This window comes from Undibacterium sp. TJN25 (assembly GCF_049339885.1).
GTDB lineage: Bacteria > Pseudomonadota > Gammaproteobacteria > Burkholderiales > Burkholderiaceae_D > Undibacterium.
The window spans coordinates 225,630-239,516 of record NZ_JBMPPM010000005.1; the positions used below are offsets into that span (position 1 = coordinate 225,630).

Annotated in this window: 10 protein-coding genes; 6 read left to right on the top strand and 4 right to left on the bottom strand. The window is 58.3% G+C overall.

The genetic code is table 11. The features are described 5' to 3' along the window. Positions 1-27: 27 nt before the first annotated feature. Together ACO0LO_RS14395 and ACO0LO_RS14400 are read left to right on the top strand one after the other, a co-directional pair. Entirely contained in the window at positions 28-393 is a 366-nt protein-coding gene (locus ACO0LO_RS14395) for a hypothetical protein (protein ID WP_422964918.1), read from the top strand. 80 nt (positions 394-473) lie between these two features. After that, positions 474-1,520: an alpha/beta hydrolase gene (locus ACO0LO_RS14400; protein WP_422964919.1), complete on the top strand. Its 1,047-nt coding sequence runs from the start codon at positions 474-476 to the stop codon at positions 1,518-1,520. Positions 1,521-1,591: 71 nt separating this feature from the next. Here the strand turns inward: ACO0LO_RS14400 and ACO0LO_RS14405 are convergent, their stop codons facing one another. The 3 genes from ACO0LO_RS14405 to ACO0LO_RS14415 form a co-directional block, all read right to left on the bottom strand. Next, a complete protein-coding gene (locus ACO0LO_RS14405; protein WP_422964920.1) occupies positions 1,592-2,428 on the bottom strand; it encodes an alpha/beta fold hydrolase in 837 nt (278 codons plus the stop codon). A 76-nt stretch (positions 2,429-2,504) separates the two neighbouring features. After that, the gene (locus ACO0LO_RS14410) at positions 2,505-4,901 is read right to left on the bottom strand and encodes a TonB-dependent receptor plug domain-containing protein (RefSeq protein ID WP_422964921.1); all 2,397 of its coding nucleotides are present in this window, start codon (positions 4,899-4,901) and stop codon (positions 2,505-2,507) included. Positions 4,902-5,130: 229 nt separating this feature from the next. Next, a complete protein-coding gene (locus ACO0LO_RS14415) occupies positions 5,131-6,309 on the bottom strand; it encodes a sigma-54 interaction domain-containing protein (RefSeq protein ID WP_422964922.1) in 1,179 nt (392 codons plus the stop codon). A 341-nt stretch (positions 6,310-6,650) separates the two neighbouring features. Between ACO0LO_RS14415 and ACO0LO_RS14420 the strand changes: the two genes are divergently transcribed. The 3 genes from ACO0LO_RS14420 to ACO0LO_RS14430 all read left to right on the top strand — a co-directional run bounded on the left by ACO0LO_RS14420 (position 6,651) and on the right by ACO0LO_RS14430 (position 11,716). Further along, a complete protein-coding gene (locus ACO0LO_RS14420; protein WP_422964923.1) occupies positions 6,651-7,712 on the top strand; it encodes an LLM class flavin-dependent oxidoreductase in 1,062 nt (353 codons plus the stop codon). Between the two features lie 76 nt (positions 7,713-7,788). After that, positions 7,789-8,949, top strand: coding sequence for an LLM class flavin-dependent oxidoreductase (locus tag ACO0LO_RS14425; protein ID WP_422964924.1), 1,161 nt, complete (start codon positions 7,789-7,791; stop codon positions 8,947-8,949). 355 nt (positions 8,950-9,304) lie between these two features. Next, entirely contained in the window at positions 9,305-11,716 is a 2,412-nt protein-coding gene (locus ACO0LO_RS14430) for a TonB-dependent receptor (protein WP_422964925.1), read from the top strand. Between the two features lie 96 nt (positions 11,717-11,812). On the opposite strand, the gene ACO0LO_RS14435 is transcribed toward ACO0LO_RS14430, so the two are convergent. Then, on the bottom strand, positions 11,813-12,868 hold the full coding sequence (locus ACO0LO_RS14435; protein ID WP_422964926.1) for an ABC transporter substrate-binding protein: 1,056 nt from the start codon (positions 12,866-12,868) through the stop codon (positions 11,813-11,815). Between the two features lie 268 nt (positions 12,869-13,136). Here ACO0LO_RS14435 and ACO0LO_RS14440 point away from each other — a divergent pair, with 268 nt between their 5' ends. Beyond that, positions 13,137-13,880: a class II aldolase/adducin family protein gene (locus ACO0LO_RS14440; RefSeq protein ID WP_422964927.1), complete on the top strand. Its 744-nt coding sequence runs from the start codon at positions 13,137-13,139 to the stop codon at positions 13,878-13,880. Positions 13,881-13,887: the final 7 nt, after the last annotated feature.

Below are 13,887 nucleotides of genomic sequence, written 5' to 3' on the forward strand. Positions count from 1 at the left end.
ACTTAAGAACCGAACAGGAGGTAAAAAATGGTAAGCGCAATCGGCTCATCCACCGCAGCAACCGGCATCAGCGCCAGCAGCAGCGATACGCAACTGGCAGCGCTGGAAAAACAGTTGGCGGCCTATCAGAAGCAGCTGACAGAAGCAGAAAAAAACGCCACCACCGACGCCGGCAAGGCGGCCGTAGACACGTTGAACCGCCAGATCGCCGCCACACAGGCAAAGATCGATCAGCTGAATGCGCAGAACAGTGCATCGTCTTCCACACCTTCCACGTCTGCTGCCGCTTCCTCTAGCCAGCAATCTGCCCCCGCTACCCAAACCGTTTCTGCTTCCGCTAGCGCAAAATCCAGCGATTCTCCGCTGGGCAATGCGGTCGACGTATACGCTTGACTCAGGCCTGCCTGTTTGGCTTGTTCGGCGGCAATGCATTAGAATTGTTCACCAATAACAATTCCAGGCAGAGGCCGCCCATGTCATTCAGCAAAACCAGTTTCCTGCTTACACTGAGCCTTAGCTTCAGCCTCGGCTTTGGCAACGTACAAGCCGCCGATGAAGTAGCACCTAACAAACGTCCCGTCAAAGTCATCGCCGACAGCACGATCAAGGTCACTACCCCCGCAGGCAGCGGGACGCTGCCGGTGTATGTGTCTGCGGACTGGAAAATACCCCAGCCCGGCATCACCCGGGCGGTGCTGGTGTTCCATGGCCGCCTGCGTGACGCAGATGTGTACTGGCGTTCCGCGCAAAAGGCACTGAATGTGTCAGGCGATGCGCAGCATACGATGATGATCGTGCCGCAATTTCTGGCGGATGCCGATATTCCTGCACACCATCTGGGCGAAGATTTTTTGCATTGGCAATGGGAAAGCTGGATGGGCGGGGAAAATGCCAACGGCCCGGCGGCGCTCAGCTCTTTCGATGCGATTGACGCGATCCTGCTGCAACTCGCCGACCGCGAGCGTTTTCCCAATTTAAAAGACGTCGTCATTGCCGGTCATTCCGGCGGGGCGCAGGTCGTGCAGCGTTATGCCGTCGTCGGCAAAGGCGAGGAAAGGATGGCGAAGCTGGGCGTGCATACCCGCTATGTCGTCGCCAATCCATCGTCGTATCTGTATTTCAATGAAGAGCGGCCGCTGGAGACTGCCAGCTGCCCGCAGTTCAACCAGTGGAAATACGGGTGGCCGGGTGCGCCGGCCTATGCGCAGGCGAAAGACCCGGCGGCGTATGAAGCTGCGTATGCCACGCGCGATGTCGTCTACCTGCTGGGCATGGAAGATACCAATCCCAATCATCCGGCGCTGGACAAGATCTGTCCTGCCGAAGTGCAGGGTGCCTATCGCTATGTGCGTGGAAACTCCTACTTTGCCTATATGCAGCGCAGGCACCCCGGCATGGCAACACAACGGCTGGTCAAGGTGGAGGGTGTAGGGCATGACGGCGACCGAATGTTCACGTCGCCATGTGGCCTGTCTGTGTTGTTTGGCGGTGCGGCTTGCCGGCAGCCTGCGTCAAGATAGCGCTTGCCCTGGCCTTTGCCCGGTTTGGTTTACAGTCCAGACCGCGTTTTGGCTTGAACGCATCGCCGAATTTAAATGTTAACAGGCTCGAATGCTGCCGGTGCGGAAACGCGTTGCAGGAAACGCTCCAGGCAGGCCAGGAACGCGCTTTCCTGCTCCAGGGCTGCACATTGGGACGCATTGGGCAGGCAAACAAATTCCGCTCCGCTGAGCCGCGCAAAGGTTTTTTCCGCTGCCTGGGCGACCGGGTCCATCTCGCCTGCAACCATCAATGACGGCAGCCTGACACGCTCCAGCCTGGCGGCGAGGTCTATGCTCCTGATCGCGCTGCAGGCACGGATAAAGCCGGCCTGGCTGGTGCCCCTGATCAGGCGGCTGATGCGCGCCATGGTCCCCGAATGGCCGGACCGGAATGCGGCGGTAAAATAGCTGGCCAGGATTTCATCTGCCACGCCGTCCAGGCCATGGTGCTCGGCAAGCGTAATCCAGCGGTTCCAGTTTTCGGCAGGAGAATGCGCCTGCGCATTCAGGCTGCCGACCAGTGTCAGCGACTGTAGCCGTTCAGGTGTGCTCAACGAAAGCTGGCGTCCAATCAGGCCGCCCAGGGCAATGCCGACAATATGCGCGCTGTCTATACCCAGTTCGTCCATCAGCGCGCGCAGGTCGCCGGCCAGCAGTTCCAGGCTATAGCTGTTTGCGTTCAGCGGTGCATGGCTGCTGCTCTTTCCATGGCCCCGTATATCGTAGCGCAACACCCTGTAGTGCTTCGACAACTGCCTGACATGCGGCGTCCACACGGTCAGGTCTGTTGCCAGCGGATGAATCAGCACGATCCAGGGGCCATTGCCATCCACCACATAGTGGGCGAGATGGCCATTCAGGAATTTTTTGATAGTGAGCTTTTTCATCGCCGGCTCCGTTCACCGCCCGGCAAGGGACGGCCAGAAGAGACCGGCGCATGCATACAATTGCCTGGCATGGCGCTTACCATGTATAAGCAGCTTTCGCGTAGTAATAACGGCCATTGAATCCGTAAGGCGAGAAAGTACTGTAGGGCAGTGTACCGCCCAGGTTGTTTGCCGCAATCACCTGGTCGGGATATTTATCCGTCAGGTTGTCGACGCCCGCAGTCAATGTCCATTTCCTCAGATGGTAGCTGCCGGACAAATCCAGCACCCAGTTGGCGCTGAAAGTCTGGTCGGTTGATGGATCATTTTGCGGTGACGTGAACTTGCCGTAGCGCGTTGCCTGGCCATGCAGACCCCAGACGCTGGCGTTATAGTCGGCGCCCAGGCTGACTTTATCTTTGGGCGACGCTTCAGTAGCGCGATTGATGGTTTGCCTGTCGATCAGCGTCAGCTTGTTCTGCGTCAGGATCGCTGGATTGGCTGCGATGGAGCTGACACTGGTGTCGTTGTGGTTATACCCCAGGGTAAGCGCCAGCTTGTCTGCGTTGGAAAGATTGATCTGATATGTGCTGACGATGTCCACGCCGCGTGTGCGCGTATCCATCGCATTGGCGAAGTAACGCGCAGCGCCGACCAGCACTCCCTGGCTTGCCAGCGTGTTCTGCAACGCAGAGGGCAGGATCAGATTGCCGGAGTACAGGATGCGGTTGTCGATATTGATCTGGTACAGATCCACGCTGGTGGAAAAATTCCGCACCGGCTGGATCACCGCGCCTACGCTGTAGTTATGGGATTTCTCCGCTTCCAGCGGTTTCGCTCCCAGTGCCTTGGCTGCCGCCGTATTCACGCCGAAAGTCCCGGTATCTACCAGTTGCTGGCCGACATTCGGTAGCGTCAGGATATTGGTCGTGGTGATCGTGTAGTTTTGCTGCGCCAGCGAAGGTGCACGGAAGCCGGTGGATGCCGCCGCCCGGAAAGCCAGTTCCTTGCTGACCTCATAGCGGCCAGATAATTTTCCCGATGTCACGCTGGAGAAATCGCTGTAGTTTTCGGTACGCAGGGCAAAAGATGCGCTGAGCTGCTTGCTGAGTTCGGCTTCCACGTTGGCATAAATCGCCGTGCTGTGCCTGTCGGTGCTGCCAGCATTGCTGGGCTGGAAGCCGGAAAAGCCTTGTGCGCCCGAGCCGGAATAGGACGCAGGCTCCCCAGCGCTGATTTCATACTTCTCGCGTTTTGCTTCCGCGCCGACAGCAAAGGTCAAAGGTGCGGGGAGCCACGCTACATCAAATTCCCTGGCTGCATCGAAGTTCAGCAATGTTTGCGAATTTTTCAGTTTGCCTGCATGGAAACGGGTTTGCGTGCTGCCTACGATACTGAAGTTGGCCGAATTGGCGATGTCCAGGTCAAAGGTGTTGGAGCCGTAGTTCGCGCTGGCATCCCAGCGCCAGCCACTGGCGGTTTTGCCGCGCACGCCGGCTACCAGTGCCACGTCGTCGCTGGTGCTTTGCTCGATAGGAAGAAAGCCTTGCGGATACAGGCTGGAGCGCAGTGTGGTGCCTGTGGTCGTGGTGTACGCGGTGCGCCACGTGGCGGCAACGTCACTGTCCCTGCGGCTGCCGTTGGCGAAGCCATACAGTTCCACGCCATCCGCCAGTTGCAGCGCGCCGTTCAGGCCCAGGCTGGTCTGTTTCAGTTTCGGGTCGCCTTGCAACTGGGTTACCTGGCCGTACAGTGGTTCTGCCTTGTTGCGCAAGTCCGCACCTGAACGGTTGGTTTCATTCTGGTTGCGCTGTTCCACGGTGAAGCGCAGCCAGCCCCTGTCGCCAAGCTGTGTGCCGAAGTTGGCGCTGACGTTGCCCTGGGCGCCGTCTCCCTTGCCATACTGGCCTGCACCGGCCTGTATCTCGCCGCCGGCAGCGCCTTTTTTCAAAATGATGTTGATGACGCCGGCAATGGCGTCCGACCCATACTGAGCGGCCGCGCCGTCACGCAAAACCTCTATCCTGTCGATTTCCGACAATGGAATAGTATTCAGGTCGGCAGGGGCCGAGCCGCGTCCTGCCGCGCCGCTGACGTTGACCACGGCGGTGGTGTGCCAGCGTTTGCCGTTAACCAGCACCAGCGTCTGGTCCGGGGATAAGCCGCGCAGCTGCGCCGTGCGGATCGCCGAAGAGTTGTCTGCTACCGCAGGGCGTGGGAAATTCAGCGATGGCAGTAGCCGGCTCAGCACCGTTGCCAGTTCGCTGGAGCCGGTGCTTTGCAAGTCCTTACTGGTCAGTACATCAATAGGTGCCTCGGAATCCGACACCGTGCGCGTGACGCTGCGGGTGCCGGTAACAATGACGGTGTTTCCCTGGCTGCCGTCGGCCTCTTGCGCCTGGGCGCATGCTTGCCATCCTGCGGTGGCGGCGATCGTTGCGGCGAGCACGGTAAGGCTGGTTTTTTTTATGGACGTCGGCTTGCTGCGGCTCATGAATTGGTTTCCCTGTAAATGTTGTAATGAGTGTTGTAAAAAGCTGGTACTGAATAGGTGAAAATACTTCCTGCTGAAAAGCGATGATACGTATGCGGGAAAGCTACACAAACGAATGATTTCAGCTATTGACATGCCGAAATCAGATAACAGCGGTGGAAGGGGCGAAACGGAAGAATGGAGAGCCGGCCATGAGGCGCGGCATGGCTTGGCAGGCGTGCCGGACGTATTAAATCGCGCCTGCTTTTTTCAGATGGGTGCGCAGGATGTTGCGGCTGATATTGAGGCGCCTGGCCGCATGCACCTGGTTGCGCTGGCATTGTTCCCATGCTGCGACAACGAGGTTTTGTTGCAGCATTTCAAGCTCTATCGTTTCTCCGGATTCCAGCAAGCATTGCCATGCTGTATAAAAGCGCCCGGTCTGGGTAGCCTCCGATTTATCTGCCGCAACCGCATTTCCATGGACGGCAGCAGGCGCTTGCCGGGGTGCTGGTGCCGTGGTTTCAATAGTATCTGGCGGCGTGCTTTGCCAGCCCAGCAGGCTCAGATCCGCTGCCCTGATCACGCCGTCGCGGCATAGCAGTACGGCGCGGTGGATCACATTTTCCAATTCCCTGATATTGCCGGGCCACGGATATCCGAGCAGCGCGAGCTCTGCGTCTGCACCTAGCCTGACATCCTGCACTTGCAAGCGTTTGGAGTAGGTCTGCAAAAAATGGTGGGCGAGCGGCATCACGTCGCCGGTGCGCTCGCGCAAAGGCTGCACAGGCAGGGCAATGACTTGCAAGCGGTAATACAGATCCTCGCGGAAGCGTCCTGCCCGCACTGCCTCCGACAGGTCGATATTGGTGGCGGCGATCAGCCGCACATCGATAGGCACCGCTTGGCGCGCGCCCAGCCTGACCACTTCGCGTTCCTGCAACACGCGCAGCAGCTTTACCTGCATTGCCAGCGGAAGGTCGCCTATTTCATCCAGGAACAGGGTTCCCCCCTTGGCCGTTTCAAACCAACCGGGCTTGCCCTGCAGCGCGCCTGTATAGGCGCCCCGTTCGTAACCGAACAGTTCGCTCTCTATCAGCGTCTCCGAAAAAGCGCCGCAGTTGATGGCGACGAAATCAGCGTCCCTGCGCCGGCTGAGCGCGTGCACGTGGCGCGCTACCAGTTCTTTGCCGGTGCCGGTTTCTCCGGTAATCAAGACGGTCGCTTCGCTGGGCGCGACCCGCTCGATTACGTCGTGTAATGCGCGTGAATGCGGGTCCGCAAAGACCACCGCCGTGGCACGCACCAGCAGGCTTAGCTGCTGCGCATCGCGAAAGGCGATCAGCGGCTTGGCATCCTCCTCCAGGCCTTTGGCGATGTTGGCGCTGCGGACAAATTCAGCGGAAAGCGTGTGTGATAGAAGTTCCATGAGCCGAGTATAGCCGCCGTGCAAGCGGTCCGTGAACGAATGAAGTCGATGTAGCTTATCCGGATTTGGTATATGCGAATTTCGGACATATCCGTGGACCGGATAGGAAATGGACAGGAAATCTGGCTCGCATTCGATTGCCATACTGCGGGGATGACAGCAGCCTCTAGCCGCTGCACACACTCCAACATCCGCTGCTTCAGGATCAGCAGATGCTTCCTGCAAATGTTGAATCCCCAGCATGTGGCACGTTACGTCGCGGGAAGGGGTGTTGGCACGTTTTCTGCCTTCTACCGGCTGAGGCTATCGCAGATTGCCCCTATATCAACAGGAGGATTTTCATGACTACCGAATTCATTTGGCAACTGCCGACCAGCGGCGATGGGCGTTACGGCGATGCCGTGCACGCCCGGCGCGGCGAACGGATTGCCGGCGACAGGCCGGCTTTTACTGCGGGCGTCAGCGATCCGCGCGGTACGCGTTTTAACTATTTCGACTACCTGCATCAGATCGCGCGCGCCGCGGACCTTTCGGGGTTTGACGGACTGCAGATACAAAACGACTTCAACGGCGATGATTCCTGGATCGTTGCGGGCTACGTTGCGCGCGGCACCCGGCATTTGAAGCTGATCGCGGAATTTGACGCTTCCTGGGGTTCCGCCGTATATGCGGCCAAGAACGCAGTGAGCTTCCAGCGTGCCACCGGCGGCCGCTTAGCCTGGCAAATAGGGCGGGGCAGCGATGCTGCGCAACGCAGCCGCAACGGTGACGATGCTGCCGATGCCGACCTGCTGCCGCGTATAGAAGAATTTGTCACCGTGGCGCGGGGCGTTCAGACGAGTGCACCCTACAGCTTTCAGGGACGTTTCTTTGAAGTCAAGGACGGCGGCTTTCGTGGGCCGCTCGCCGGCAATCCCTTGCCGCCGGTCTATCTGTCGGGCGACACCAAGGAAGCGTATCAGCTGTCCGCCCGCCTGGCGGATGTACACGTGCTGGCTGCTGCGCCGTTAAGTGTCTTGCGCCCAGCCATCTCTGTGCTTCAAGACCAGGCAGCCGCGAACGGCCGCAGCCTGGCCATCGGCTTGCGCATCGACGTGCTGGCGCGTGAAACCGAGCAGGAGGCGGTCCGCGATGCCGAACGCTACCGGTCTCAATCCGGAAATGCCGGAGAGGGCGTATCTGAATTCAAAGACAGCTTATGGCCTGATTTTTCCGAAGGCCGTACGGCGCTGGTCGGCAGCTATGCCCAGGTCACGCAAAGCCTGGCGGAATATGCGGACGCGGGTATTTCCAGCTTCTTCCTGAGTGCCGTTCCGCACCTGGAAGAGGCTTACCGCATCGGCGAACATGTGCTGCAGGCGCTGCGCGCCCGTCTCACTCCCGCCGGTCTGAAGGCTGCCTGAGGCTGCCTGAGGCTGCCTGAGGCTGCCTGAGGCTGCTCAAATCCTCGGTCCACAACAATTATCAGGAACCATTATTATGACAATCGATATATTCTGGCGCATCCCCACACACGGTGAGCCGAGTTCCCACCGCAGCAGAATTCCTTTCCGCGGCGACTGGTTTCCAGGCAACGATAACCTGCGCAAAAGCGGCCTGGGCGGAGGCGGGAACGATGGCTTCAATTACCTGGACTACATAGCGGAAATTGCGCATGCTGCGGAGATATCCGGCTTCCAGGGCGGGTTGATTCCTTCATTCCCCATGACGGATGAACCTTGGGTGATCTCGGCACTGCTGGCGCGGGAAACCAGCAACTTCCGCTTCATGATCCCTTTCCAGCCGGGTTTCCTGAATCCCGTGGTGGCGGCGCGCATGACGGCGAGCCTGCAACGCGCGACCGGCGGCAGGGCCTTATATAACGTCATCACCGGCGGTGGCGGCCCGGCGCAGCTATGGTGGGGAGATTCTGCCAGCCATGATGACAGGTACACCCGCACGACAGAGTTTCTTGATATTGTGCGCGGCGTATGGCGCGGCGGCCCTTTCTCTTATCAGGGCAAGTTCTATCAGGTACAGGATGCGGGATTGGCCCATCCATTGTCGGAAGAAGATTTTCCGGAAATCTATTTCTCCGGTTCTTCCGATGCTGCGCTGGCTTCGGCATCCCGGCATGCCGATTATTATTTGACCTGGCTGGAGCCTTTCGACGCACTGCGCGAGAAATTCAAACGGGTCAAGGAAAAAACCGATTTACTAGGCCGCAAGATAAAGTGCGCGGTGCGCGTGGACATCATTGCCCGGCCTACCGAAGAGGAAGCATGGGAAGAAGTACGCAAGGGTTTCGACAACGTCGATAAAGCCACGCTACAGCAATTCCTGGGCCTCGATGGCAGCGATTCAGTCGGTGCGGCGCGCCAGCGCGGAAACCGGCCCACGACGATCAATAGCTATAAAGACCTGATCGTGGAACCGAACATCTGGTCAGGTTTTAATCTGTTTCGCGGTGGCCAAACCCAAGGGATAGTCGGTAGCTACCAGCAGGTCGCGGAACGTCTGGACGACCTGGTGCAGTTGGGAGCAGACGCTTTTATCCTCGCCAGCACACCGCATCTGGAAGAAGCTTACCGGGTAGGCGAGGAAGTATTGCCGCTGGTGCGCGGCCATGCGAATCCACAGCTACTGCGTGCGGTAGGCTGATATTTTTACTTCGCTGCTGCATTAGCATCACCGATCAGCATCGGCATAACAGCACTGCTTTATCAAGCCTGTATTCATTCCGCCTGCATCAAACCTATAGAAGGGCCAGTATCCCAGCCGCGATAGCGAAAGGAGTACTGGCCCTTGGTTTTTTCCGCAAGCGGATTTGTACGGCGTCGCTGTACGGATGAAAACATCTGCTGCTGCCGGCCTGCTTGGATTCCAACAGTTGTACGCGATCTGCTATGGAATCAGCAAGAAAACTCCGCTAAACCAGGCAAAACGACAGGCATGGAGCTTGCGAAGCATATCTGCATCGCTTCGTTTTTCCCATTCTCTCCACATAAGGATGTCTATGTCTAGCCTCGCCAATCCGCTCTCCGCGAAAAAAAAATCCAGCCGCCATGGAAACCTGAACCAGCTGACGCGAGAATTGCGCGCCGCCTTTGCCATTGCGCTGGGAAGCAGCGCCTTTTTGACGGGCGCGGTTGCATACGCTGAAGATATTGCCGATGCCGCACCCGAGGCTGCGGAGGCTGCTGAGGCTGCGTCGGCGATACCGCCAGCCGGCGACGAATCCGCATTGCAAACCGTCACAGTGACTTCGCAGAAGCGGGAGGGCAAGGCGCAGGAAGTGCCGAGTTCCATCACGGTGCTAGGCGGCGCGCAACTGCTGAGCAACGGTGTGGGAAGGTCCGCCAGCGAGATACTGAATTATGTACCGAATGCTTCTGCCGGCACCCAGCAGCACAGCCGGCCCCGCTGGTGGATACGCGGCGTCGGCGCGGGTCAGCAGCAGATTGATTTTCCAAATCCGGTCGGATTTTATCTGGACGATGTGTATATCAGCAATTCCAGCGCCACCGGCTTTCCGCTGTTCGATCTGGACCGGGTGGAAGTGCTGCGCGGCCCCCAGGGCACGTTATGGGGGAAAAATACCACCGGCGGCGCGATAGACGTGATTTCGCGCAAGCCCACGCCTTATCTGGACGGTTATATAAAGGCTGACTACGGCAGCTACAATAACCGTCTGGTGGAGGGCGCCATCGGCGGCCCGATCAAGGACGATGTGCTGACAGGCCGCATATCCTTCCATTCGGAAGACCAGGGCAGGGGCAACTACAATAACCTTTACACCGGAAACAAGGATGGCGCGTTGAGGGACAATGCACTGCGCGGCCAGTTGCAGGCAAAAATCAGCAGCGACCTGACAGCGAACCTGAACGTCCATTACCGCGACTACAAGATCAACGGCGCCACGACCACGGTGGACAGCTATGGCGCCGACGGCATATACCGCAACGGCTATGCACCCAGCAAGGATAGCCAGGACGTCAGCACCAATGCACCGGGATATAACTCCATCACGCAGGCCGGTGCAAACCTCAGCCTGCAATACAACGTGGGGCCTTATACGCTGACCTCGATCACCGGTTATGAAAATTTTAAAAATGAAAGCCTGACCGATAGCGATAACACGCCGCTGGAAATCAGCCGCGGCCATACCAAAGCCGACAGCCACCAGTTCTCGCAGGAGGTACGCATCGCCTCGCCCAAGGATGAAAAAATCAGCTGGGTAGGCGGCTTGCACTACTTTAACGAAGGTATAGGCTCAGACGCGGCGAGCGCGCGGCTGCCCAACAATATAGCCGGGGCATTGGCGGGCAGCACGCAGCCGGTCGGCTACAACGACACGACGTTTACGCACAAAACCCGCAGTTTTGCGTTGTTCGGCAGCTCCACCGTCAACTTCACCGACCAGTGGCTTGCCACGTTCGGCCTGCGCTGGACTACCGAAACCAAGGACCTGAATTTGAAACGGGTGCAGGCAGCATCCGGCACCGTCAATTTCGGCAGCGCCGCCAACTGGTGGAATACCGTCAGCGGTGGAAACTACGCTGCTGCCTCCGTCGCCAATAATAATTTCACGTCGGTTCCTTCCACTACCTGGCGCGCGGTGACCTATGACTTCACGCCCGAATACAAGATCACCGATAGCGCGCGCGCCTATTTCAAGTATGCGCACGGTATCAAGTCCGGCGGCTATAACACCGGCGCCACCGACGTGCGGGCGTTGAATACGGTTGCTCCTGAAAAATTGGATTCGGTGGAGGTCGGTTTGAAATCGGAGTGGTTTGACCGCCGTCTTAACTTCAATGCCAACGTATTCCACTACGACTACAAAAATGTGCAGGTCAATATTACCGGCGTTTATAACGGCGATCCCACGCAGACAGTCAGTTACCTGCAGAACGTCGCCAAGGCACATGTTAACGGCGCGGAGCTGGAACTGGAAGCGCTGCCCTTTGATGCACTGCACATCAATGCCAATCTGGGCCTGTTGCGTACCGAGTTCGATCAGTTCGATATCCAGAATAACGGCGGCAGCCGCAGCGGCAATGAATTTGTCCGTTCTCCGCACGTGACGGCCTTGCTGGCTGCGGATTACCGTATCCGTTTCGCCGATGGTGGCAAGGTCGTACTCGGAGGTGACCTGCATTACACGTCCAAGCAATTCTATTACGTGGATCCGCAAACTGCCGCGCGCGACCTGCTTAACCAGGGTGGATATTCGCTGCTGAACGCGCGCCTGACCTATACACTGCCGGGCGGCATCCATTCGTTCAGCCTGTACAGCAACAACCTGACCGACAAGGTGTATAAAAACCATACGCTGACCAGTTTTGTGCCGGGAACCACAAACGGCGACACGGTGTACTGGGCACAACGGCGCACAGTGGGGCTCTCCTACATCGGCTATTTCTAAACCTGGCTCTAGACCTGGCCGTTTTACGAGTAAGAAAAATGCCGCGTAAAGCGGCATTTTCTTTTCAGTATTTTTCTGATTTTTTCGAAGTTTATTTTAAGCAGCAGTTTTGTAGCTGTCATGCAAATGCCTGTACGCTTCTTCCAGCGGGCGGGTGTCTATCCAGGCGTCAATGTCAACGTCCCGATCCAACAGGCCGTGTACCAGCTGGAAATCTTTTTGCTGGCGGAAAAGCGACAGCCGTTCTTCCGACAGGTCCGGCGCCAGGGACAGGTGGAAACCGTCGCGGTAAGCCTCCTGTACGCTGTCTGCCGATCCGCGGGTCTCGTCCTGCAATATCTGTTGCACGCCGGGCAAATTTCCCTTCGCCCATTCGGCTGCGCGTAGCGTCTGCGCCAGAAAGCGCGCCAGCAGGTCAAAATGATTTTCCAGGAAATCCTGGTGGACGGTGATCGGGCGCGGTGTGCCGTTATTGACGCGAAAGCGTTTTTCCGGCAAACGGTCCAGGTCTATGCCCACGATCACACCGGCCTTGCGCGCCGCCTCGGCAGCGGACGCACCCTTGACGTAGACGGCATCCACTTCGCCTCGAGTCAGTGCTTCTATACCTTTCCACAGGCCGTTGCCCAGGTTGTTCCTGAGTTCCGGTTTTTCTTCTTCTGCCAGCTCAACCAGCCTTACGTCGTCCAGCGACAGGCCGGCCGAGGCGAGCGCGCCCTTGTAGCCTGCCAGACTCATGCCGCGTGCAATGCTGCGTCCACGCCGGTTGTGCAGGATATCCTCTTCGCGGAAACGCGGCAGGGCCAGGCGCTTGCCTTTCAAGTCTTCAGGGCGGGAAATTCCCGATCCTGGACGGACCAGGATGGATTGCCATTCGTCTATCCATGTCAGACCGATGAGCCGCGTAGGCGCGCCCTGGGCTTTGGCGGGTAATGCCAGCAGGTTGCCGCCTTCGCGGATAAGCGAACTGAGTTCGTGGTCGTAGTGGTGGCGGGCCAGATCGCCGCCGGTTTCCTGCAGGGTCTTTACGGCAATGCCGTCGCGGGAAAATTCTTCATCCAGCCAGCCCAGCTTGTAGGCCAGGCCGGTGGCGGTAGGCACCGGGCAGCGGGTGAACCAGATTGTGTCGATACTGTTATTTGGCTTGCTCATTGTGGGGTCTCTCGTCAGGGTGGGTCGGCGCGCCTTACAGGCGCACAGCGTCGTTCAGCAGAAAACATGCCGGGCCTGACGGCTGTTGCAGATGCCGTCAGTGCTGGCCGCGCAACAGCCTGCGCCTACCCGCCTGCTGGTTAATCAACAGTTGCTGCTGGCTGATGCATATCCGGGCTCTTTTTCCTTGCTGCGAACAGGCCTGAAAGGGTGGCACACGCTTTGCAATATACAAGCTGAGCCTCTCACCCCTCATTGGAGAAATAAAATGACTGAAACAGCAAATCCGGTAAAACCTGCAAGTTCCGAAGTCCATCTCAGCGACAGCGTGCTGGCCTTTGTCGAAAAGACGCGGGAGCTGGCACAGCTCGCCTTTAATGCGCTGCGCAGCACCGGCAGCCTGACAGCGAATGGCACCGTCGGCTTTGTCGAGCGCGTTCCCGGTGAAGAACTCGTCGTCGTCGTCAATGATCCGGGACCGTTCCGTAGCGGCGAACCCCTTGCCGCTGCCGTGCTGGGGCTGGACGGCACAGTGCATGTGGGCAATGCGGGCGGCGGTAGCCGCTATCTGAAACTGTTCCGTACGCATCCTGAAGTGACATCCATCTCGCACGTGCATTCGCCTGCGTTGGGCGCCTGGGCACAGACCCACCGCACACTGCCTATCCGCTATGTGCCGGTACAGCGTTTCCAGCTGGTCCGGGAGATTCCCATCTATATCGACCGCCGCCAGCCGGAAGTCGATTTCATCCTGGACCAGATAGAGAAAAACAGTTTTGCGACAGCCATCCTGGAAGCAAACGGCGGTTCCACCGTATGGGGTAAGCAAGGCTTGCTGAAGCTGGCCGAATTCATCCTGATACTGGAAGAAGGCGCGAAGATACAGATCGCTGCGGAAGCCATAGGAGGTTCCCGCGACTTCGGTCCCGGCGTGCTGCTGCAGCAATGGAAAATGAGCAATCTGATCGAGCAGGCCAAGGCGCTGTCGCTGTTGCCCGCCACCGACCTGTAAATCGATC

Coding starts and splice junctions, on each gene's coding strand:
- ACO0LO_RS14395 (WP_422964918.1), top strand. CDS start 28: ATGGTAAGCGCAATCGGCTCATCCACCGCAGCAACCGGCATCAGCGCC.
- ACO0LO_RS14400 (WP_422964919.1), top strand. CDS start 474: ATGTCATTCAGCAAAACCAGTTTCCTGCTTACACTGAGCCTTAGCTTC.
- ACO0LO_RS14405 (WP_422964920.1), bottom strand. CDS start 2,428: ATGAAAAAGCTCACTATCAAAAAATTCCTGAATGGCCATCTCGCCCAC.
- ACO0LO_RS14410 (WP_422964921.1), bottom strand. CDS start 4,901: ATGAGCCGCAGCAAGCCGACGTCCATAAAAAAAACCAGCCTTACCGTG.
- ACO0LO_RS14415 (WP_422964922.1), bottom strand. CDS start 6,309: ATGGAACTTCTATCACACACGCTTTCCGCTGAATTTGTCCGCAGCGCC.
- ACO0LO_RS14420 (WP_422964923.1), top strand. CDS start 6,651: ATGACTACCGAATTCATTTGGCAACTGCCGACCAGCGGCGATGGGCGT.
- ACO0LO_RS14425 (WP_422964924.1), top strand. CDS start 7,789: ATGACAATCGATATATTCTGGCGCATCCCCACACACGGTGAGCCGAGT.
- ACO0LO_RS14430 (WP_422964925.1), top strand. CDS start 9,305: ATGTCTAGCCTCGCCAATCCGCTCTCCGCGAAAAAAAAATCCAGCCGC.
- ACO0LO_RS14435 (WP_422964926.1), bottom strand. CDS start 12,868: ATGAGCAAGCCAAATAACAGTATCGACACAATCTGGTTCACCCGCTGC.
- ACO0LO_RS14440 (WP_422964927.1), top strand. CDS start 13,137: ATGACTGAAACAGCAAATCCGGTAAAACCTGCAAGTTCCGAAGTCCAT.